This is a genomic window from Pseudomonas fragi (genome assembly GCF_025426255.1).
Classification (GTDB): domain Bacteria; phylum Pseudomonadota; class Gammaproteobacteria; order Pseudomonadales; family Pseudomonadaceae; genus Aquipseudomonas; species Aquipseudomonas kulmbachensis.
Genome location: NZ_CP104861.1, coordinates 4,888,029 through 4,909,051, shown reverse-complemented (window position 1 = coordinate 4,909,051; position 21,023 = coordinate 4,888,029). Strand labels below are relative to the sequence as shown.

10 protein-coding genes are annotated in these 21,023 nt (G+C 58.8%); 4 read left to right on the top strand and 6 right to left on the bottom strand.

Annotated elements, in window-relative coordinates; all coding sequences use genetic code 11:
* Positions 1 to 9 precede the first annotated feature (9 nt).
* Entirely contained in the window at positions 10 to 3,963 is a 3,954-nt protein-coding gene (gene putA / locus N7D90_RS22485) for a trifunctional transcriptional regulator/proline dehydrogenase/L-glutamate gamma-semialdehyde dehydrogenase (RefSeq protein ID WP_261740034.1), read from the bottom strand.
* A gap of 478 nt (positions 3,964 to 4,441) precedes the next feature.
* On the opposite strand from putA, the gene putP reads away from it, so the two are divergent.
* Together putP and N7D90_RS22475 are read left to right on the top strand one after the other, a co-directional pair.
* Positions 4,442 to 5,929, top strand: coding sequence for a sodium/proline symporter PutP (putP, locus tag N7D90_RS22480; RefSeq protein ID WP_261740033.1), 1,488 nt, complete (start codon positions 4,442 to 4,444; stop codon positions 5,927 to 5,929).
* A gap of 168 nt (positions 5,930 to 6,097) precedes the next feature.
* A complete protein-coding gene (locus tag N7D90_RS22475) occupies positions 6,098 to 6,934 on the top strand; it encodes a 23S rRNA (adenine(2030)-N(6))-methyltransferase RlmJ (protein WP_016783239.1) in 837 nt (278 codons plus the stop codon).
* Between the two features lie 162 nt (positions 6,935 to 7,096).
* Here the strand turns inward: N7D90_RS22475 and msrA are convergent, their stop codons facing one another.
* The 5 genes from msrA to aceE form a co-directional block, all read right to left on the bottom strand.
* Positions 7,097 to 7,744, bottom strand: coding sequence for a peptide-methionine (S)-S-oxide reductase MsrA (msrA, locus tag N7D90_RS22470; protein ID WP_261740032.1), 648 nt, complete (start codon positions 7,742 to 7,744; stop codon positions 7,097 to 7,099).
* Between the two features lie 30 nt (positions 7,745 to 7,774).
* Positions 7,775 to 10,468 (bottom strand): EAL domain-containing protein, encoded by a 2,694-nt coding sequence (locus N7D90_RS22465; RefSeq protein ID WP_261740031.1) that lies wholly within the window; start codon positions 10,466 to 10,468, stop codon positions 7,775 to 7,777.
* Between the two features lie 175 nt (positions 10,469 to 10,643).
* Positions 10,644 to 12,029, bottom strand: a complete 1,386-nt coding sequence (locus N7D90_RS22460) for an alkaline phosphatase D family protein (RefSeq protein ID WP_261740030.1) — start codon at positions 12,027 to 12,029, stop codon at positions 10,644 to 10,646.
* Positions 12,030 to 12,352: 323 nt separating this feature from the next.
* The gene (gene aceF / locus N7D90_RS22455) at positions 12,353 to 13,990 is read right to left on the bottom strand and encodes a dihydrolipoyllysine-residue acetyltransferase (RefSeq protein WP_261740029.1); all 1,638 of its coding nucleotides are present in this window, start codon (positions 13,988 to 13,990) and stop codon (positions 12,353 to 12,355) included.
* An 11-nt stretch (positions 13,991 to 14,001) separates the two neighbouring features.
* A complete protein-coding gene (gene aceE, locus N7D90_RS22450; protein WP_261740028.1) occupies positions 14,002 to 16,644 on the bottom strand; it encodes a pyruvate dehydrogenase (acetyl-transferring), homodimeric type in 2,643 nt (880 codons plus the stop codon).
* 383 nt (positions 16,645 to 17,027) lie between these two features.
* Between aceE and glnE the strand changes: the two genes are divergently transcribed.
* Together glnE and N7D90_RS22440 are read left to right on the top strand one after the other, a co-directional pair.
* Positions 17,028 to 19,970: a bifunctional [glutamate--ammonia ligase]-adenylyl-L-tyrosine phosphorylase/[glutamate--ammonia-ligase] adenylyltransferase gene (gene glnE, locus N7D90_RS22445; RefSeq protein WP_261740027.1), complete on the top strand. Its 2,943-nt coding sequence runs from the start codon at positions 17,028 to 17,030 to the stop codon at positions 19,968 to 19,970.
* 118 nt (positions 19,971 to 20,088) lie between these two features.
* Complete coding sequence (locus tag N7D90_RS22440) at positions 20,089 to 21,012, top strand: branched-chain amino acid transaminase (RefSeq protein WP_261740026.1); 924 nt, start codon at positions 20,089 to 20,091, stop codon at positions 21,010 to 21,012.
* The last annotated feature ends 11 nt before the right edge of the window (positions 21,013 to 21,023 follow it).

Below are 21,023 nucleotides of genomic sequence, written 5' to 3'. Positions count from 1 at the left end.
TTCAAACCATCAACCGATGGTCATCAAGCTCGCGTTACCGCCAGCAGCAGCAGTGTTGACGCTGAGTGCGCGCTCGATCACCAGACGTTCCAGAGCGATGTTGGTTTCGCCTTGGGACAGACCTTGCACGCCCACAATGGCGCCGGTGCGCTGGGCCACTTGCTGGCACACGTCGCGCAACTGATCGCAGTCGCCGTGGTGCAGTACGGCGTCGAAGATCACTTCGTCCTTGGTCCAGTCAGCCACCAGAGTGATGCGTGCTTGCACCTCTTTTGGCAAACGGGTGACCAAGGCCTTGGCCAGCTCGCTTTGCGGCAGTACAGCGGTGCTACCCACGGCCAGTACGGCAGCCAGTTGGGTCAGCAGGTCGCTTTCGACTTCAGCCAGGCACAGCACGTGTTCACGCGGCAAGATTGCGTAGCTGTTGCGCTCGCCGGTCGGGCCGTTGAGCAGGCGCGTAATGCCGCTTTGCGAGTGCGTAGCGTACTCGGTGCACAGTTCGGCCAGTGCTGGTTGCTGGTTGCTGGTGGCCCAGGCTTGCAGCGCGCTGAGCGGTTTGCTCATGGCGTCGCGGGCCTGGGTGTCCGGTGCGGTAATGGCGTCGACCTTGGCGAACGACTGCTCGATCGCATTGCTTGGGCGGGTCGACAGCAGACGGTACATATACAACGGACCACCGGCTTTAGGGCCGGTGCCCGACAGGCCTTCGCCGCCGAACGGTTGTACACCGACCACGGCACCTACGATGTTGCGGTTAACGTAGACGTTACCGGCATTGACGTTATTGACCACTTTGGCAATGGTTTCGTCGATGCGGGTGTGTACGCCCAGCGTCAGGCCATAACCCGAAGCGTTGATCTGTGCGATCAGTTGGTCGATGTCTTTGCGCTTGTAGCGCACCACGTGCAGCACGGGCCCGAAGATTTCACGTTCCAGCTCGTCGAAGCTTTCCAGTTCAATCAGGGTCGGCATGACGAAGGTGCCGCGTTTGCTCTCTTCGATATCGGCAATGGCCATCTGGTAAACAGTGCGACCTTTATCGCGCATGCCCTGGATGTGTTGCTCGATCCCGGCCTTGGCTTCGGCATCGATCACCGGACCAATGTCCACGTTCAGACGTTCCGGGTTGCCCATGCGCGATTCGGCCATGGCACCTTTGAGCATTTCGATTACGCGGTCTGCAGAATCTTCCTGCAGGCACAGTACGCGCAGCGCCGAGCAGCGCTGGCCGGCGCTGTCGAAGGCCGAGGACACCACATCGATAACCACTTGTTCGGTCAGTGCCGAGGAGTCAACGATCATGGCGTTCTGGCCGCCGGTTTCGGCGATCAGCGGGATAGGACGGCCTTGAGCATCCAGGCGGCCTGCCACGTTGCGTTGCAGCAAGCGTGCAACTTCGGTGGAGCCGGTGAACATCACGCCTTTGACCCGATCGTCGCCGACCAGGCGTGCGCCCACGGTTTCGCCACGGCCCGGCAGCAATTGCAGCACGCCCTGCGGGATGCCTGCTTCGAGCAGGATGCGCACAGCCTGAGCGGCAACCAGCGGAGTTTGTTCCGCCGGTTTGGCCAGTACCGGGTTACCGGCAGCCAAGGCAGCAGCGACCTGGCCGCTGAAGATTGCCAGCGGGAAGTTCCACGGGCTGATGCAGACCACCGGGCCCAATGGGCGGTGGGCATCGTTGGTGAAGTCGTTGCGCGCCTGCACTGCATAGTAACGCAGGAAGTCGACGGCTTCGCGCACTTCGGCAATGGCGTTGGCGAAGGTCTTGCCGGCTTCACGGGCCAGCAGGCCCATCAGTGGCTGGATCTCGGCTTCCATCAGGTCGGCGGCACGCTCCAGGATCGCAGCGCGTTCAGCGGGCGGGGTGGCCTGCCAGATCGGTGCGGCACTTAGCGCGCACTGGATGGCCTTGTCGGCGTCTTCAACAGTGGCTTCTTGTACATGACCGACCACGTCACGCAGGTCGGCCGGGTTGAGTACCGGTGCAGAGGCTTCGTTGCTGGAGTCGCAACCGAGCATTGGCGCGGCTTTCCAATCGTTGTGGGCAGTGGCCAGCAATGCACAGGACAACGACGCCAGGCGGTGTTCGTTGGACATGTCGATGCCGCTGGAGTTGGCGCGCTCGCTGCCATACAGGTCACGCGGCAGCGGGATACGCGGGTGCGGCAAACCGAAGCCGCCTTCCGTTGTAGCCATCTGCTCGATCTGGCTCACCGGGTCGGCCACCAACTGGTGGATCGCGATGGTGTGGTCGGCAATGCGGTTAACGAACGAGGTGTTGGCGCCGTTTTCCAGCAAGCGACGAACGAGGTAGGCCAGCAATGTTTCGTGGGTGCCAACCGGGGCGTACACACGGCACGGACGGTTCAGTTTGCCGTCGGAAATCTTGCCTACAACCTGTTCGTAAAGCGGTTCGCCCATGCCGTGCAGGCACTGGAACTCGTACTGGCCGGTGTAGTAGTTCTGGCCGGCGATGTGGTAAATCGCCGCCAGGGTTTGGGCGTTGTGAGTGGCGAACTGCGGGTAGATCGCTTCTGGAACGGCCAGCAGTTTTTTCGCGCAAGCGATGTAGGACACGTCGGTGTACACCTTGCGGGTGTAGACCGGGTAGCCTTCCAGGCCTTCGACCTGGGCACGCTTGATTTCGCTGTCCCAGTACGCGCCTTTCACCAGGCGGATCATCAGGCGATGACGGCTGCGACGAGCCAGGTCGATCACATAGTCGATCACGTACGGGCAACGCTTCTGGTAAGCCTGGATCACGAAACCGATACCGTTCCAGCCAGCCAGTTGCGGTTCGAAGCAGAGGCGCTCCAGCAGGTCGAGCGAGATTTCGAGGCGGTCGGCTTCTTCGGCATCGATGTTGAGGCCGATGTCATAGTGCTTGGCCAGCAGGGTCAGCGACAGCAGGCGCGGGTACAGCTCGTCCATCACGCGCTCGTACTGGGCGCGGCTGTAACGCGGGTGCAGGGCCGAGAGCTTGATGGAGATGCCCGGGCCTTCATAAATGCCACGACCGTGGGACGCTTTGCCAATCGAGTGGATGGCTTGCTCGTAGGACGCGAGGTACTTTTGCGCGTCATGTTCGGTCAGTGCAGCTTCGCCGAGCATGTCGTAGGAATAACGGAAGCCCTTGGCTTCAAAGCGCGTGGCGTTGGCCAGGGCTTCGGCGATGGTTTCGCCGGTCACAAACTGCTCGCCCATCAGGCGCATGGCCATGTCGACGCCCTTGCGGATCATCGGCTCGCCGCTTTTGCCGATGATGCGGCTCAGGGAGGAGGTCAGGCCTGCTTCGTTGTGCGTCGATACCAGCTTGCCGGTCAGCAGCAAGCCCCAGGTCGCGGCATTCACGAACAGCGACGGGCTGTTGCCCAAGTGCGGGTGCCAGTTGCCGGTGCTGATCTTGTCGCGGATCAGGGCGTCGCGGGTGCCTTTGTCCGGAATGCGCAGCAGCGCTTCGGCCAGGCACATCAGCGCCACGCCTTCCTGGGACGACAGGGAGAATTCTTGCAGCAGGCCTTGCACGATACCGGCACGGCCACCGGCGCTCTTCTGGTTGCGCAGTTTTTCGGCAATCGAGGCGGCCAGGGCTTGCGTAGCTTCAGCCATCGGGGCTGGCAGGCGGGCCTGCTCAATCAGCATCGGCACCACTTCGGGTTCCGGGCGACGGTAAGCAGAGGTGATCGCTGCGCGCAGTACCGATTGCGGCAGGATGCTTTCTGCAAACTCCAGGAAGCACTGATGCGCGTGATCGGCGTGTGCGTCGTCGGCGTCATCGCTGGCGCTGCCAGGGATACCGCTCAGCTCGCTAAGGGTTGCACCACCCTCGAGTTTCTCCAGGTAATTGAAGATTGCCTGCTTGATCAGCCAGTGTGGCGTGCGATCAATCGAGGTCGCGGCAGCCTTGAGGCGCTCGCGGGTTGGGTCGTCAAGTTTGACCCCAAGGGTGGTGGTAGCCATATTTTTATCCTCATGGGTGCCACATTTGCGTGGCAGCAGCTGGCGGCAAGATTAGCGCTGCGCCGAGAGAGGTGCAACCTAGTGCAACCCGTTTTTTTACAGATTGTTCGACACTTCGTCAGGAATATTTCAACACAGCCGAAAGGGTGCGTCGGCTTGGTGCTATTTCGATGGTTTTGCGCTGTTCTTGCTCCGAAAAGGAGCAAAAATACTGAATTGAGACGAAAAGGCGACAAGGTGCAACTTAGGTGATAGAAACTGGTTGCACCTTATTTGCTTTGTTGCATAGCATTCGCGCCCAAGGTGCAACCGGCTGCAGGTTAGATTTTTCTTCCTGCGTTATGGTTCATCAACTGATGATTTTCCTGGGGAAACGTCAGTCATAAATGCGCGGCAAGGTTAATCGTCTCAAACAGGACGTTTGTGAGCGTACGGCCAGACCGCCGCTAAACATAAAAACAATGCCAGGGCTTTTTAAATGAGTGTTAGTAACCCAACCCTGATCACATTTGTGATCTATATCGCGGCAATGGTGCTGATCGGCCTTATGGCCTATCGCTCCACCAACAACCTTTCTGACTATATTCTCGGTGGCCGTAGCCTGGGCAGTGTTGTAACTGCGTTGTCCGCTGGCGCCTCCGACATGAGCGGCTGGCTGTTGATGGGTTTGCCGGGCGCGATTTACATGTCCGGTTTGTCGGAAAGCTGGATCGCCATTGGTCTGGTGACCGGTGCTTATCTGAACTGGTTGTTTGTTGCCGGTCGCCTGCGGGTACAGACCGAGCACAACGGTGATGCGCTGACCCTGCCGGATTACTTCTCCAGCCGTTTTGAAGATAAAAGCGGTTTGTTGCGGATTATCTCGGCCATCGTGATTCTGGTGTTCTTCACCATCTACTGCGCTTCCGGCATCGTGGCCGGTGCCCGTCTGTTCGAAAGCACCTTCGGTATGCCTTACGAAACTGCTTTGTGGGCCGGTGCTGCGGCGACCATTGCCTACACCTTTATCGGCGGCTTCCTGGCCGTGAGCTGGACTGACACCGTTCAAGCCACCCTGATGATCTTTGCACTGATCCTCACGCCGATTATCGTGCTGCTGGCCACTGGCGGCGTGGACACCACGTTCCTGGCCATTGAAGCTCAGGATCCAAGCAACTTCGACATGCTCAAGGGTACTTCCTTCATCGGCATCATCTCGCTGATGGGCTGGGGTCTGGGTTACTTCGGCCAGCCGCACATTTTGGCGCGTTTCATGGCTGCTGATTCGGTCAAGTCGATCGCCAAGGCGCGCCGTATCTCCATGACCTGGATGATCCTGTGTCTGGCCGGTACGGTCGCTGTGGGCTTCTTCGGTATCGCTTACTTCTCGGCACACCCGGAAGTAGCAGGCCCAGTGAACGAAAACCCTGAGCGTGTATTCATCGAGCTGGCCAAGCTGCTGTTCAACCCATGGATTGCCGGTGTACTGCTGTCGGCCATTCTGGCTGCGGTCATGAGTACTCTGAGCTGCCAGTTGCTGGTGTGCTCCAGTGCCCTGACTGAAGACTTCTACAAGGCTTTCCTGCGCAAAAATGCATCCCAGATGGAACTGGTATGGGTCGGTCGCGCCATGGTGTTGCTGGTTGCGCTGATCGCTATCGCTCTGGCGGCCAACCCTGAGAACCGTGTTCTGGGTCTGGTGAGCTATGCGTGGGCAGGCTTCGGTGCTGCTTTCGGTCCAGTGGTACTGATCTCGGTACTGTGGAAAGGCATGACCCGCAATGGTGCGTTGGCCGGTATTCTGGTCGGTGCCTTCACCGTGATCGTGTGGAAGCATTTCGCTCTGTTCGGCCTGTACGAAATCATCCCGGGCTTTATCCTGGGCAGCCTGGCCATCGTGCTGGTGAGCCACACTGGCAAAGGCCCGACCAAGGGCATGATTGAGCGCTTCGATGCTGCTGAGAAAGACTTCAAGCTGAACCGCTGATCAGGTAAGCGCATGCGCTGACTTGAGGGTGTTCTAAAACGGCCTGTCTCCTGGTGAGACGGGCCGTTTTTTTTTGCCAGCGGGTTTCACCGTATCTCGGAAAAACCGCCTGGCACCTGACGTCAGGATGTGTACAAGGTAAACTTCGCCTCCTGCGCAGGAGCAACCATGAATTATCGTCACGCCTTCCACGCCGGCAACCACGCCGACGTTTTCAAACATATCGTCTTGACCCGCCTCATCGCCCTGATGTCGCGCAAAGAGCAGCCTTTTGCCTACCTCGATACCCACGCCGGTATTGGTTTGTACGACCTCAAGGGCGATCAGGCCAATCGTACAGGCGAGTATCTGGAAGGTATCGCACGGTTGTGGGGTCAGAAAGACCTGCCTGCGGTGACTGACGATTACATGCAGGTGCTGCACAAGATGAACCCGGATGGCGAGTTGCGCTATTACCCGGGCTCACCGGAGTGGGCTCGACGCTTGACCCGTTCCCAGGACCGCGTGCTGTTGAACGAAAAACACCCCGAAGATGGCGTGTTGCTCAAAGACAACATGAAGGGTGACCGCCGTGTTGCCGTGCATCTTGGGGAAGGCTGGCATGTGCCGCGGGCGCTGCTGCCAGTGGCCGAGAAGCGTGGGCTGATGTTGATCGACCCGCCGTTCGAGAAGCTGGATGAAATGAAGCGTTGCGCTGAATCGTTGAAAGACGCGATTAGCCGCATGCGTCAGACCGTTGTGGCGATCTGGTATCCGATCAAGGACAAGCGCCAACTGCGTCGTTTTTATCAGGACCTGGCGGGTTCAGGTGCGCCGAAACTGCTGCAGGTAGAGTTGTTCGTTCATCCGCTGGACACGCCCAACAGCCTCAATGGCTCCGGTTTGGCCATTGCCAACCCGCCTTGGGGTCTGGAAGAGGAGCTGCGTGAACTGCTGCCGTGGCTGGCCAAGAAACTGGGGCAAACCCAGGGCGGCTGGCAGATGGAGTGGTTGATCGCGGAATAACCTGTTGCAGCTGCCGAGCTTGCGAGGCTGCGTCCGGCGGCGTAGCCGTCGCAAAGTCAGAGTCTGCGTACTGTCAGTTGAATCGCATTCTATGAATTTACGATTGCTTCGCAACCGAACGCAGCCTTCGGTAGCGGCTACAGTGGGCGGCTTGGTGTTAGATCAAATCGGGCAGGTCACGCCCGTGCCGCCAATGCCGCAATAGCCTTGTGGGTTTTTCGCCAGGTATTGCTGGTGGTACGCCTCGGCGAAGTAGACCGTGGGGGCCTGTTCGATTTCGGTGGTAATGGTGCCCAAGCCAGCCTTGTCCAGCTCAGTCTGGAACACTTTTTTGCTCTCCAGCGCCTCTTCCAGTTGCTCAGGCGTGGTGCAGTAGATCACCGAGCGGTACTGGGTGCCGATGTCGTTGCCCTGACGCATGCCCTGGGTCGGGTTATGCAGTTCCCAGAACATTGCCAGCAATTGTTTGTAGCTAATGATCTCTGGCTCGTAGACCACCAGTACCACTTCGGTATGGCCGGTCAGGCCCGAGCAGACTTCTTCGTAAGTCGGGTTTGGCGTGTAGCCGCCTGCATAACCGACCACGGTGCTGACAACGCCTTCGCGTTCCCAGAACTTGCGTTCTGCGCCCCAAAAGCAGCCCAGACCAAAAATCGCAAAGTCCACATTTTTCGAGAATGGGCCCAGTAACGGCTCGCCGGTGACGTAATGGGTTTCGGGTAGCTGTACGTGGGTGTCGCGGCCCGGCAGGGCTTGTTCTTTAGTGGGTAGCACGTTTTTATTCACCAGGATTTCCGAGCGCAAGACCATGGTTCAAGTCCTCTGTCAGAGTGTAGGAAGTCAGGCCGCGGGGCCACGGGGGTAGCGTTTGAGCTTTTCTATCAATTCGCTGCCGGGGATCGGACGGTCGAACAGATAGCCCTGGCCCACATCGCAACGATGGCGGCGCAGGAATGCCAACTGTGCAGCGGTTTCAATGCCCTCGGCAACCACTTTGAGCTTGAGGTTGTGAGCCATGGCGATAACCGCTGAGGTAATTTCCATGTCGTTCTGGTTGTCAGGGATGTCTTTGATGAAGCTACGGTCGATCTTGATGATGTCGATCGGGAATTTTTTCAAGTAGCTGAGCGAAGAGTACCCGGTGCCGAAGTCGTCCATGGCCAGGGTCAAGCCGAGCTTTTTCAGCTGGTCGAGTTGCAAGCGGGTGTCGTCGGTGGCTTCCAGCAGCAGGCCTTCGGTCAGCTCCAGCTCCAGCAGTGCGGCCGGCAGCTGTTCTTCCTTGAGGATGCTCGCAATCGAGGCCACAAGGTCGGGGTCGGAAAACTGTTTGGGCGACACGTTGATCGCCACTTGCAGGTGGCCAAGTCCAGCCAGGCTCAGTTGCTTGCTCATACGGCAGGCCTGGCGGGCGACCCATTTGCCAATGGGGATAATCAGCCCGGTTTCTTCGGCCACACTGATGAACTGGTCGGGGCGGATCATCCCGTTTTTGGGATGGTTCCAGCGCAGCAGGGCTTCCATACCCAACAGTCGCCCGCTGCGCAGGCACAGCTTGGGCTGATAGAACACTTCGAGTTCGTTTTGGGTCAGCGCGCGGCGCAGGTTGTTCTCGACAAACAGCTTGTAGCTGGCTTCGGCGTTCAAGGCTTCGGTGAACACTTGCACCTGATGCTTGCCGCAGGCCTTGGCCTTGTGCAGGGCCAGACCTGCGTTGCGCATCAGGGTTTGCGGGTCGCGACCGTGCAAGGGCGCGCAGGCAACGCCGACCGAACCGGTAACGCTGATCAGCTGGTTGTCGACGAACATCGGTTTATCGAGGGTCATCAGCAGTTGGCTGGCAATTTGCTGTCCGGTCGTCAGGTCGGTGTCGTCCAGCAATACCGCGAACTCATTACTGGCAAAACGCGCCAGGCAATCGCTGGGGCTCAGGCTGTTGCGCAGGCGGCGGGCCAGGCTGATCAGTAGCTTGTCGCCGGTCTGGTGGCCGAGGCTGTCATTGATGCGCTTGAAGTTGTCGATATCCACCAGCAGCAGGCAGACCGAGGAGTTGCTGTTGCGGGTGAAGCGTTCATCGAGGTTGCGGATAAAGGCCGGACGATTGCCCAGATTGGTCAGGTTGTCGGTATACGCCAGGCGTTCGATGCGCTGCTGCGCCAGCTTGGCGTCGGTGATGTCCTCGTAAATACCGATGTAGTGGGTCAGTTCTCGGTTGTCGCCATAGACCTTGGAAATCGACATCTGGCCCCAGTACGGTTCCAGGTTTTTACGCCGACTTTTGAATTCGCCCTGCCAGCTGTTGCCGTTGCTCAGGCTGGAGTGGGCATCGAACAGCAGTTCGCTGAGGTTTTCCAGTGCGGGCAGCTCGGACAGTTTGTGCCCCTGGACTTCCTCGGTGCTGTACTGGGTGATGGCCGTAAAGCTGGGATTTACGTACTCGACCACACCGTCGCAGTTGACCAGCAAGAAGGCGTTGGCGCTTTGCTCGACCGCACGCTGGAACAGGTGCAGGGCGTTGGTGGCGGTACGCCGATTATGGTTGTTGATGACCTGGGCAAACTGGTCGGCCAACTCACCGGCAAAGGCGATTTCATCGGCCTGCCAAGTGCGTGTCTTGCCGACTTGTTCCAGGCACAGCACACCGACCACCTGGCCATCGATACGGATGCCTGCGTCGAGCATGGCATTGGCTTCGGAGCGTCCCAGGCTGGCCACCAGCTTGCGGGTGCGCGGGTCGCGGCCAGCGTTCGGAGCATCGATCGCGCGGCTGGTGTGCAAGGCTTCGAGGTAGTCGGGGAATTGGCTGGCGTCGAAGGTGTCTTGCGCAGTATGGGCCTGGGTACCGCGCTGAAAAGCCGACACCGGCAGCAGTTGGCTGCCCTCGAGGTTCCACAGGCTGGCGCCGTCAATTTGATAAATATCACATGCGCTGCGGGTGATCAGCTCGGCGGCTTCTTGCAGCGAGTTGTGCTGGCTGTATCGGTGGCGGGCCAAGCGCAGGATTAAATCCTGCTGGGCACGTACGCGCTCCAGGTGCTGGAGTTGTTCTTGCTGGGTACTCTGGTTGAGCGCCAGAGCGATTTGCAGGCGGCTATTTTGTGTTTCGAGTTCAACGACAGGGGCGGGCGACGGGCTGGTCTTGGGGTCTGCAATCACCAGTAAGTAGCCGCGCACCAGGTGCCGGTTGTGCTGCTTGTAAGCCTCGCCCAGCTCCATCAGGCTCAGTGGGCCGAAAGCGGTGTGCAAGGTGTAATGGACAATGTAATGGGACGAGGTTCTGAGCTGGTGTTCAATTGCATCGTGCAAGCGATAGCGAGCCAGGGGCTCCATCAGGCTGGCGTAGGGTGAGCCAACCAGCGCGCACAGCTCTGCCGCGGGCATGCCAAATTGGCGCTCGCAGTGCGGGTCGAGGTAGAGCATGGCCCAGCTGGCTTCATTCAGCCGTTCGAAACGCAACATGCCGAGCCTGGAAGGCACGGGTAGCTGGGTCACGACCTCGGCTGCCATACGGGGGGCAGCATCGGGTTGGCTTTTCATTGGGGCACTCGCTTCACAAATGCGTATTGCGCACGGGCAGTCACCCTGTTTCTGTGGTTTGCGGCAAGGTTGCATCATGCTCACGGTGCTGACAAGTGATCATAAAGGCCAAGTGCTATAAGGGCTTATCGGCCGGCCAGCAGATTCCTGCAGGCCGAACGGCAAGGTTTGGCATTTATGTTAGTGCAATGATTGCCGACTCGATGATCCGGCCCTTTTTATTGTGAAAATCGACCTTGAGCTGTTTGCCTTCAATGGTCAGGCAGGCGAAGTTGTCTTCGCTCACCACACGGCTGGTGAGGCGCGGCGAGTAAGTGCCTGTGCCGACCGTGGTCAGGGGGGCGTTGAAGATCAGGTCGCTGGCGCTGGCATACGTCAACAACCGGGTGTTGCACAGTGGTGAAGACACCACGCTGTGTACGACAAACCCCGGGCTTTTGCTGTGGGTCAGTTGGCAGGTGAGGGAGCCGTGGATGTCCCCGGAGACGAACACCACGTTCTTGATGGCGTTGGAGCGAATGGTCTCGAGGATCCGGTTGCGCTGCGCTGTGAATGCCTTCCATGCGTCGTCACCGTGCTGCTGGTCGGGCATGAACAGGACGCTGCTGACGATAAATTTCACCTTGGCCGTGCTATTGATCAACCATTTACGCAGTGCATATTCCTGTTCGGTACCGATCATGCTTTTGGCATTGGCGGACAAGTTACGTTCAGTGCGGCAGTCCATGACAAACCAGTCGATATCGCCATCGGCAAACCAATACCAGTAGCGGCGCAGATCACGATTGATACGCCCGTCGGGTAGCAAGTCGTGGGCCGGGCCGTGGCTGCATTGATAGATCTCATAGGCAGTCATGGCATTGTTGTAGAGCGCCCGATCGTCGCTGCCCCGATTGGCCGGCCAGTTATCTTCGATTTCGTGGTCGTCGAGAATCATGTAGGTCGGTGTGCCAGCCATCAGGTTGCGAATGTAGGGCTGCGAAAACGCTGCCTGGTATTTCTCGCTTATGGCGGCGTATTCGCGATCAGGCAGCAGGAAATTCAGGTCGTCGACATACACCTGATCGCCGGTCATCACCACCGCATCCAGAGGGCGCTGGCGGTTCAATGCGCAGATGGAGCTGAAGATCTCGTCCCCCAGCTCCGGCGCCGAGGCTATGCCCCCGGTGAGCCGCAGGTAGCGGCACGAGCCAACCACATAGCGACGTACACGGCCGGGTTTGCTGGAGGTGGTCTTGAATGTGTAAAAGTACGCGGGCCACTGGAGCGGGATTTTTTTGACGGTTTCAGGTGTGTGGTCGTGGCGTGTGGTGGTGAACCAGCCAGCCTGGTACTCGTAGCGGGTGTCGGCGCTTAGCCCGTTCAAGACCAGGGTGTCGGACATGTCGAATTCAGGGCTCAGCCTTGAATATACACCGGCAGACCACTGGCTTTGGCCGACCTTTCGATGGCGGATACCGGCAAATACTGCGTTGTTTTTGTCCGGCGCGCCGCGCACAAAAATACGGGCGTTATGAGTGGTGGTATAGCCCAGGACAGGGCCAACGGTTGGTCTGTTCACATCGAAATCCTTTCTGATGTTTGGCGATCAATGTCGCGTGATAAAAGTCCTTTGGTTAACCGTAGAAGTGAGTGGCCGGCTGGCCCATTCCCGGAATCAGCGCGGGTTGTAGTGCGGGTGAGATACCGGGTGTGGGAGTTTTTTAAATTGCCAGATCAAAAGCCCCTCACCCGAGCCCTCTCCCTGCGGGAGTGTTGGAGTGAGGGGCTGTTAAAAGCGCAGGCAAAAAAAAGCCCCGCCAAATGGCGGGGTTGAGGTACGAGCGTGGCGCTCGGAAAACTGTGCGCTACCCCGGCCCTCGGTGAGGAAGGCCGGGGCGTGGCTTACAACAGGATAGTGCGGATATCGCCCAGCAAGTCGCTCAGGCGCTTGGTGAAGCGTGCAGCGGCAGCGCCGTTGATCACACGGTGATCGTAGGACAACGACAGCGGCAACATCAGTTTCGGCTGGAAGGCTTTGCCGTCCCAGACTGGCTGGATGGTTGCCTTGGATACGCCGAGGATCGCCACTTCCGGTGCGTTGACGATCGGCGTGAAGCCGGTGCCGCCAATGTGACCGAGGCTGGAAATGGTGAAGCACGCGCCTTGCATGTCGTCTGCGGTGAGCTTCTTGTCACGGGCCTTGGCAGCCAGTGCAGCCGCTTCAGCAGCCAGTTGCAGCAGGCTCTTCTGATCAACGTTCTTGATCACAGGTACCAGCAGACCATCCGGGGTGTCTACGGCGAAGCCGATGTTGACGTACTTCTTGCGGATGATTGCTTTGCCGCTTGGCGCCAGCGAGCTGTTGAAGTCCGGCATTTCCTTGAGCAGGTGCGCGCAGGACTTGAGCAGCAGAGGCAGGACGGTCAGTTTCACACCGGCTTTTTCTGCGACGGCTTTCTGCGCGACGCGGAAGGCTTCCAGCTCGGTGATGTCAGCCTGGTCGAACTGAGTCACGTGCGGGATGTTCAGCCAGCTGCGGTGCAGGCTCGACGCGCCGATTTGCATCAGGCGAGTCATGGCCACTTCTTCCACTTCACCGAAGCGGCTGAAGTCCACGACCGGGATCGGCGGAATACCAGCACCACCGGTTGCACCGGCGGCTGGAGCTTCCTTGGCCTTCTGCATCATGGCTTTGACGTAAGCCTGCACGTCTTCTTTGAGTACACGACCGTGCGGGCCGCTTGAGCTGACCGCGTTCAGCTCAACGCCGAATTCGCGGGCCAGTTGACGCACGGCTGGGCCGGCGTGAACTTTGGCACCCTTTGGCGCAGGCGCGGCGGCCGGGGCAGGTGCTGCCTCGGTTTTCGCGGCTGGTGCAGGGGCAGCAGCAGGCGCTTGTGCTGTGGCCGGTGCTGGAGCAGCGGCTTGGGCAGGAGCAGCCGGCGCAGCAGCGCCTTGAACCTTGAGCTTGAGGATGAAGTCGCCAGTGCCGACTTCGTCATCCAGCTTGACCGAAATGCTCTCAACCACACCGGCGGCTGGCGATGGAATTTCCATGCTGGCCTTGTCGGATTCGAGGGTGATCAAAGATTGATCAGCCTCAACGGTATCGCCGGCCTTGACCAGGATTTCGATGATTTTGGCTTTGCCCGACGAACCGATATCCGGGACATGAATGTCCTGAATGGTGGCAGCGGCAGGTGCAGCAGCTGCCGGGGCCGCAGCCTCGGCAACAGGGGCGGCGGCAGGCTTTTCAGCTGCAGCGGCAGTGGCAGCCGGAGCTGGTGCTTCAGGTGCCGCAGCGGCGCCTTCGACTTCCAGTTCCAGCAATTCGTCGCCTTCTTTCAGGCGGTCGCCCAGCTTGACCTTCAGGCTCTTGACGATACCGGCTTTAGGAGCAGGGATTTCCATGCTCGCCTTGTCCGATTCCAGCGTCAGGATGCTCTGATCGGCTTCGATGCGGTCGCCGACTTTTACAAACAGCTCGATGACTTCACCGTCGCCGCTGCCGATGTCAGGTACTCGAATGAGTTCGCTCACAAATATTCTCCTCAGCAGTCCAGTGGGTTGCGTTTTTCCGGGTTGATGCCGAACTTGACGATTGCTTCTGCAACCACCTTAGGTTCGATATCGCCACGGTCAGCCAGTGCTTCCAGGGCTGCCAACACCACGAAGTGACGGTCTACTTCAAAGAAGTGACGCAGTTTTTTGCGGCTGTCGCTGCGGCCGAAACCGTCAGTGCCCAGCACTTTGAATTCCTTGACCGGTACCCACTGGCGAATCTGTTCGGCGAACAGCTTCATGTAGTCGGTAGAGGCAATAACCGGACCTTTACGGCCAGTCAGACACTCTTCGACGTAGCTCAGCTTAGGCTTCTGGCCAGGGTGCAGACGGTTGCTGCGCTCAACGGCCAGGCCGTCGCGACGCAGTTCGTTGAAGCTGGTAACGCTCCAGACGTCAGCGCCAATGTTGAACTGTTCACGCAGAATGATCGCCGCTTCACGGACTTCACGCAGGATGGTGCCGGAGCCCATCAGCTGAACGTGGTGTGCCGCTTCTTTGGTGTCTTCTTCGAGCAGGTACATACCCTTGACGATGCCTTCCTCGACACCGGCCGGCATGGCTGGCTGCTGGTAAGACTCGTTCATCACGGTGATGTAGTAGAAGACGTCCTGTTGCTCTTCGGTCATCTTCTTCATGCCGTCCTGAATGATCACCGCCAGCTCATAGCCGTAGGTCGGATCAAAGGTGCGGCAGTTCGGGATGGTACCGGCCAGGATGTGGCTGTGACCGTCTTCGTGCTGCAGGCCTTCACCGTTGAGCGTCGTACGCCCGGCGGTGCCGCCGATCAGGAAGCCACGGGTGCGGCTGTCGCCAGCGGCCCAGGCCAGGTCGCCAATACGCTGGAAGCCGAACATCGAGTAGAAGATGTAGAACGGCAGCATCGGCTGGTTGTGGTTGGAGTACGAAGTACCGGCAGCGATGAAGGAGCTCATGGCGCCTGCTTCGTTGATGCCTTCTTCGAGGATCTGACCTTTTTTGTCTTCGCGGTAGAACATCACTTGGTCTTTATCGACTGGCTCGTAGAGCTGGCCGACGGAAGAGTAGATGCCCAACTGGCGGAACATGCCTTCCATACCGAAGGTACGGGCTTCGTCCGGGATGATCGGAACGATGCGCTGACCGATTTCCTTGTCCTTGACCAACTGCGCCAGGATGCGCACGAAAGCCATGGTGGTGGAGATTTCACGGTCGCCGGAACCGTCAAGGATGGCCTTGAGGCTTTCCAGTGGCGGGGTCGGAATGCTCATGCTCTTGGCGCGACGCTGAGGTACGAAGCCGCCCAGTGCAGTGCGACGCTCGCTCAGGTAGCGGGCTTCAGCGCTGCCTTCTTCCGGTTTGAAGAAAGGCAGGTTTTCGATTTCGTCGTCTTTGACCGGGATGTCGAAACGATCGCGGAACAGCTTCAGGCTTTCAACATCAACTTTCTTGGTGTTGTGCGCAGTGTTCTTCGCTTCGCCAGCACCGGTGCCATAACCCTTGATGGTCTTGGCCAGGATCACGGTAGGCTGGTTCTTGTGGTTGACCGCTTCGTGGTACGCCGCGTAGACCTTGTACGGGTCGTGGCCGCCACGGTTGAGTTTCCAGATCTCGTCGTCGGACAGATCAGCAACCATCGCCTTGAGTTCTGGCGAGTTGAAGAAGTGTTCACGTACGAACGCGCCGTCTTTGGCTTTGTAGTTCTGGTACTCGCCGTCGATGACTTCGTCCATGCGACGTTGCAGGATACCGTCAACGTCCTTGGCCAGCAGTGGGTCCCAGAAACGACCCCAGATGACTTTGGTCACATTCCACTGAGCACCGCGGAACACACCTTCGAGTTCCTGGATGATCTTGCCGTTGCCGCGAACCGGGCCATCAAGGCGCTGCAGGTTGCAGTTGATAACGAAGATCAGGTTGTCGAGGTTTTCACGGCCTGCCAGGGAGATGGCGCCCAGAGATTCCGGCTCGTCACACTCGCCGTCGCCCAGGAAGCACCAGACTTTCTGACCTGCAGGGATGTAACCGCGGGCTTCCAGGTACTTCATGAAGCGCGCCTGGTAGATCGCCTGGATCGGGCCAAGGCCCATCGATACAGTCGGGAACTGCCAGAAATCAGGCATCAGCCAAGGGTGCGGGTAGGACGACAGGCCCTGACCGTCCACTTCCTGGCGGAAATTGTTCATTTGATCTTCGGTGATCCGGCCTTCCATGAACGCACGGGCATAAACGCCTGGCGAGGTGTGACCCTGGAAGTAGATCAGGTCGCCGCCGTGCTCGTCGGTCGGGGCCTTGAAGAAGTAGTTGAAGCCGATGTCATACAGGGTTGCACTGGAAGCGAAGCTGGAGATGTGACCGCCCAGGTCAGAATCTTTCAAGTTCGTGCGCATCACCATGGCCATGGCGTTCCAGCGAACCAGCGAGCGAATGCGGCGTTCCATGAACAGGTCGCCAGGCATGCGTGCTTCGTGGGTTACAGGAATCGTGTTGCGGTAAGGCGTGGTGATGGCATACGGCAGCTGCGAACCGGTGCGGGTAGCGAGCTCACCCATACGGGTCATCAGGTAGTGAGCGCGGTCTTCGCCTTCTTTATCGAGAACCGATTCCAGGGCGTCCAGCCATTCCTGGGTTTCGACGGGATCGAGGTCTTGCATGGCTTGCTCCAGGGCGGATAGGCTTCCAGAATCGGTTGCCTGAGTTTGCGACTGGCCTTGTGGGCAGACGACATAAATTCTTGGATGGCCGGAGGTTGATTCCAGCGGCGTGTAGTTTTACTACAAATCGTCGGCCATTTCAGCCTTTCAAGTGTGTGACTCAGTAGTAAAACTACAGGAAAGGTCTCGGTGGCCACCTGTTTGGTTGTGCGAAAAATCGATATTGTTGGTACGTTTTTTAGTATTCAGGCTGTAATTCGAAGGCTTGTTGCTAAACAAAATGCTGTTCCAGCTATTTATAACCTTTGTTCGACAGTCGGATTAAACCGCTGTTTCTTCCTGTCACCGTACTCGGCAACACCTTCGCCGATCAAGGATAGACCATGAGCCTTCCGTCGCTTGCCCCAATTCCAGCCCTTTTACAGCCTCTCGCCAGCCGTGCCGAACACTCTTGGCGTACGGCGGTCGCCGGGCTTGAAGGTGAGCACGGGCTTGATGACTGGTCGACGGAACGCTGGTCGGCATTCAGTAGGGTCAGTGCGGCGAGCGACTTCTTTATTGAACAGTCGTTACGTGACCCTTTGATGTTGCTTGAACTTGTGCGCTCAGGGGAACTGGACCGTAGCTTTGTCCCCGGCGAGCTGTGCGGGCAAATTGCCGCCGTCACCCAGGCTGCTACCACCGATGATGAGCTGGGCCGTGCGCTGCGTCGCCAACGTACCCGTCAGCAGATCCGGATTATCTGGCGTGATATCAACCGTCAGGCCGATTTGATTGAAACCTGCCGCGACCTGTCGGACATGGCCGATGCCAGCATTGATCAGGCCTATCGCTGGTTGTATCAGCGCCATTGCCAGCAGTTCGGCACGCCCACCGGGCACCGCAGTGGCGAACCCCAGCAGATGGTGATTCTGGGCATGGGCAAGCTCGGCGCGGTAGAGCTGAACCTGTCGTCGGACATCGACCTGATTTTCGCCTACCCCGAAGGCGGGGAAACGGTGGGCGCCAAACGGGCTTTGGACAACCAGGAGTTTTTTATCCGCTTGGGTCAGCGCTTGATCAAGGCGCTGGACCCGATGACCGTCGACGGTTTTGTGTTTCGCGTCGACATGCGCCTGCGCCCGTATGGCTCGTCCGGGGCGCTGGTGCTGAGCTTTAATGCGCTGGAGCAGTACTACCAGGATCAGGGCCGCGACTGGGAGCGCTATGCAATGATCAAGGCCCGGGTCGTGGCCGGTGATCAGGTGATGGGCGCGCAGTTGCTCAGCCTGTTGCGCCCGTTTGTGTATCGCCGTTACCTGGATTTTTCGGCGATTGAAGCGCTGCGCACCATGAAGCAACTGATCCAGCAGGAAGTGCGGCGCAAAGGCATGGCCGACAACATCAAACTGGGGGCGGGCGGAATTCGTGAAGTGGAGTTTATTGCCCAGGCATTCCAGTTGATCCACGGCGGCCGTGATCTCAGTTTGCAGCAGCGGCCTCTGCTTAAAGTGCTGACCACCCTGGAAGGGCAAGGCTATTTGCCGGGCGCGGTAATCAGCGAGCTGCGCGAAGGCTATGAATTTTTGCGCTACACCGAACACGCGATTCAGGCCATTGCCGACCGCCAGACCCAAATGCTGCCCGACACCGAACAGGATCAGGCGCGTATCGCCTTTATTATGGGCTTTGACAGCTGGTCGGCATTCCATGAGCAATTGATGGCGTGGCGTGGCCGCATCGACTGGCATTTCCGCCAGGTTATTGCAGATCCTGATGAAGAAGAGGTCATCGACGAGGGTGAGTTGATCGTCGGCGGTGAGTGGTTGCCGCTGTGGGAAGAAGTTCAGGACGATGCAGCTGCCTGTGCCCAGTTGGAGGAGGCCGGGTTTGTCGACGCGCCAAAGGCCTTGAAGCAACTGGCAAGCCTGCGCTCCAGCCCGCAATTGCGCGCCATGCAGCGTTTGGGGCGTGAGCGTCTGGACGCCTTTATTCCGCGTCTGCTGGCGCAAGCGGTGGAGCACGCCAACCCCGATCTGGTGCTGGAGCGGGTGTTGCCGTTGGTCGAGGCAGTGGCCCGTCGCTCTGCTTATTTAGTGTTGCTGACCGAAAACCCCGACGCGTTGCGCCGTTTATTGACGCTGTGCGCGGCCAGCCCGTGGATCGCCGAGCAAATCACCCGCTTCCCGTTACTGCTCGATGAGTTGCTCAACGAGCGTCGCCTGTTCAAGCCCCCGCTGGCGCCAGAGCTGGCCGCCGAGTTGCGTGAACGGCTTACGCGTATCCCCGAGGACGACCTTGAGCAGCAGATGGAAGCCTTGCGAAACTTTAAGCTGGCCCACCGCCTGCGAGTCGCCGCATCCGAAATCGCCGGTAGTCTGCCTTTAATGAAAGTCAGCGATTACCTGACCTGGCTGGCCGAAGCGATTCTGGAACAAGTACTGGCTCTGGCCTGGCGCCAGACGGTGGCCAAGTTCGGCACCCCGCAACGTGCAGACGGCAGCCTGTGCGACCCTGGCTTTATTATTGTCGGTTACGGCAAAGTCGGCGGGATCGAGCTGGGGCACGGTTCGGACCTGGACCTGGTGTTTATCCATGATGGCGACCCGAATGCTGAAACCGACGGCGCCAAGCCCATTGACGGCGCGCAGTTTTTCACCCGGCTGGGGCAACGGATCATCCATTTGCTAACGGCCCAGACCAACTCCGGCCAGTTGTATGACGTTGACATGCGTTTGCGTCCGTCAGGCGCATCAGGATTGTTGGTCAGCTCACTCGGTGCTTTTGAACGCTATCAGGAGAGCGAGGCCTGGACCTGGGAGCATCAGGCGTTGGTGCGCGCGCGGGTGCTGGTGGGTTGCAAGCAGGTGGGCGCCGCGTTTGAGAACGTGCGTGCCAGCGTATTGGGCCGCGAGCGTGACTTGCCTACCCTGCGCCAGGAGGTCAGCGAGATGCGGGCCAAGATGCGTGGCAACCTGGGCACCCGTATCACTGCTGCCGGAACCGCCGAAAATGCCTACGAGGCCACGGTGCCATTCGACCTCAAGCAGGACGCCGGAGGTATCGTCGATATTGAATTTATGGTGCAATACGCGGCCCTGGCCTGGTCCAGGGAACACCCGGCGTTACTGCGCTACACCGACAATATCCGCATTCTGGAAGGGTTGGAGCAGGTGGGGCTGATGCCTGCCACCGATGCCAGCCTGTTGCGCGAGGCTTACAAGGCCTTTCGCGCCGTCGCCCACCGCCAAGCCTTGCAAAAAGAGGCCGGGGTGGTCACGGGGGATCAATTTGTCGTCGAACGTCAACACGTCCGGCGCATTTGGTCCGAGCTAGGATTGAGCTAGTTTTTTAGCTTATACACAGAATTAGAGCTGTAAGAACGTATCCGGCGGGTCCATAAGCCCCGTCCAATTTGCCTGACACCCAGTGGTGCAGGTGCTGGATTCTTTGAGGAGCGTAATGATGTCGATGGCTGATCGTGATGGTGTGATCTGGTATGACGGCAAGCTGGTGCCGTGGCGTGATGCCACGACGCACGTGCTGACCCATACATTGCACTACGGCATGGGCGTGTTTGAAGGTGTACGCGCTTACGAAACCCCGCAGGGCGCGGCGATTTTCCGCTTGCAGGCGCACACTGACCGCCTGTTCGATTCGGCCCACATCATGGGCATGAAGATCCCGTTCAGCAAAGAAGAAATCAACGAAGCGACCCGCATTGCGGTGCGTGAAAACAACCTCGACAGCGCCTACATCCGTCCGATGGTGTTCTACGGATCCGAAGCCATGGGCCTGCGTGCCACTGGGCTTAAAGTCCATGTGATCATCGCGCCGTGGAGTTGGGGTGCCTACATGGGCGCCGAAGCGCTGGAAGTCGGGATCAAGGTGCGTACCAGCTCCTTTACCCGTCACCACGTAAACATTTCCATGACCCGGGCCAAGGCCAACGGTCACTACATCAACTCGATGCTGGCCCTGCAGGAAGCGATTTCCGGTGGCGCTGACGAAGCACTGTTGCTGGACCCTGAAGGTTTTGTTGCCGAAGGCTCGGGCGAGAACGTATTCCTGGTCAAGGATGGCGTGATTTACACCCCGGACGTAACGGCCTGCCTGAACGGCATCACCCGTAGCACGATCCTGACCCTGGCCACCGAGCTTGGGTACAAGTTTGTTGAAAAACGCATCACCCGCGACGAGGTCTACATCGCCGACGAAGCATTCTTTACCGGCACTGCCGCTGAAGTAACGCCAATTCGCGAAGTCGACGGGCGCCTGATCGGTATCGGCCGTCGTGGCCCGATCACCGAAAAACTGCAAAAAGCTTACTTTGACCTGGTAACCGGCAAGACTACGGACCACCCAGAGTGGCGTACACTGGTTAAGTAAAGCGATATGGC

Excerpts from the sequence above, each read along its gene's own strand:
- putA (WP_261740034.1), bottom strand. The coding sequence starts at position 3,963 with ATGGCTACCACCACCCTTGGGGTCAAACTTGACGACCCAACCCGCGAG.
- putP (WP_261740033.1), top strand. The coding sequence starts at position 4,442 with ATGAGTGTTAGTAACCCAACCCTGATCACATTTGTGATCTATATCGCG.
- N7D90_RS22475 (WP_016783239.1), top strand. The coding sequence starts at position 6,098 with ATGAATTATCGTCACGCCTTCCACGCCGGCAACCACGCCGACGTTTTC.
- msrA (WP_261740032.1), bottom strand. The coding sequence starts at position 7,744 with ATGGTCTTGCGCTCGGAAATCCTGGTGAATAAAAACGTGCTACCCACT.
- N7D90_RS22465 (WP_261740031.1), bottom strand. The coding sequence starts at position 10,468 with ATGAAAAGCCAACCCGATGCTGCCCCCCGTATGGCAGCCGAGGTCGTG.
- aceE (WP_261740028.1), bottom strand. The coding sequence starts at position 16,644 with ATGCAAGACCTCGATCCCGTCGAAACCCAGGAATGGCTGGACGCCCTG.
- glnE (WP_261740027.1), top strand. The coding sequence starts at position 17,028 with ATGAGCCTTCCGTCGCTTGCCCCAATTCCAGCCCTTTTACAGCCTCTC.
- N7D90_RS22440 (WP_261740026.1), top strand. The coding sequence starts at position 20,089 with ATGTCGATGGCTGATCGTGATGGTGTGATCTGGTATGACGGCAAGCTG.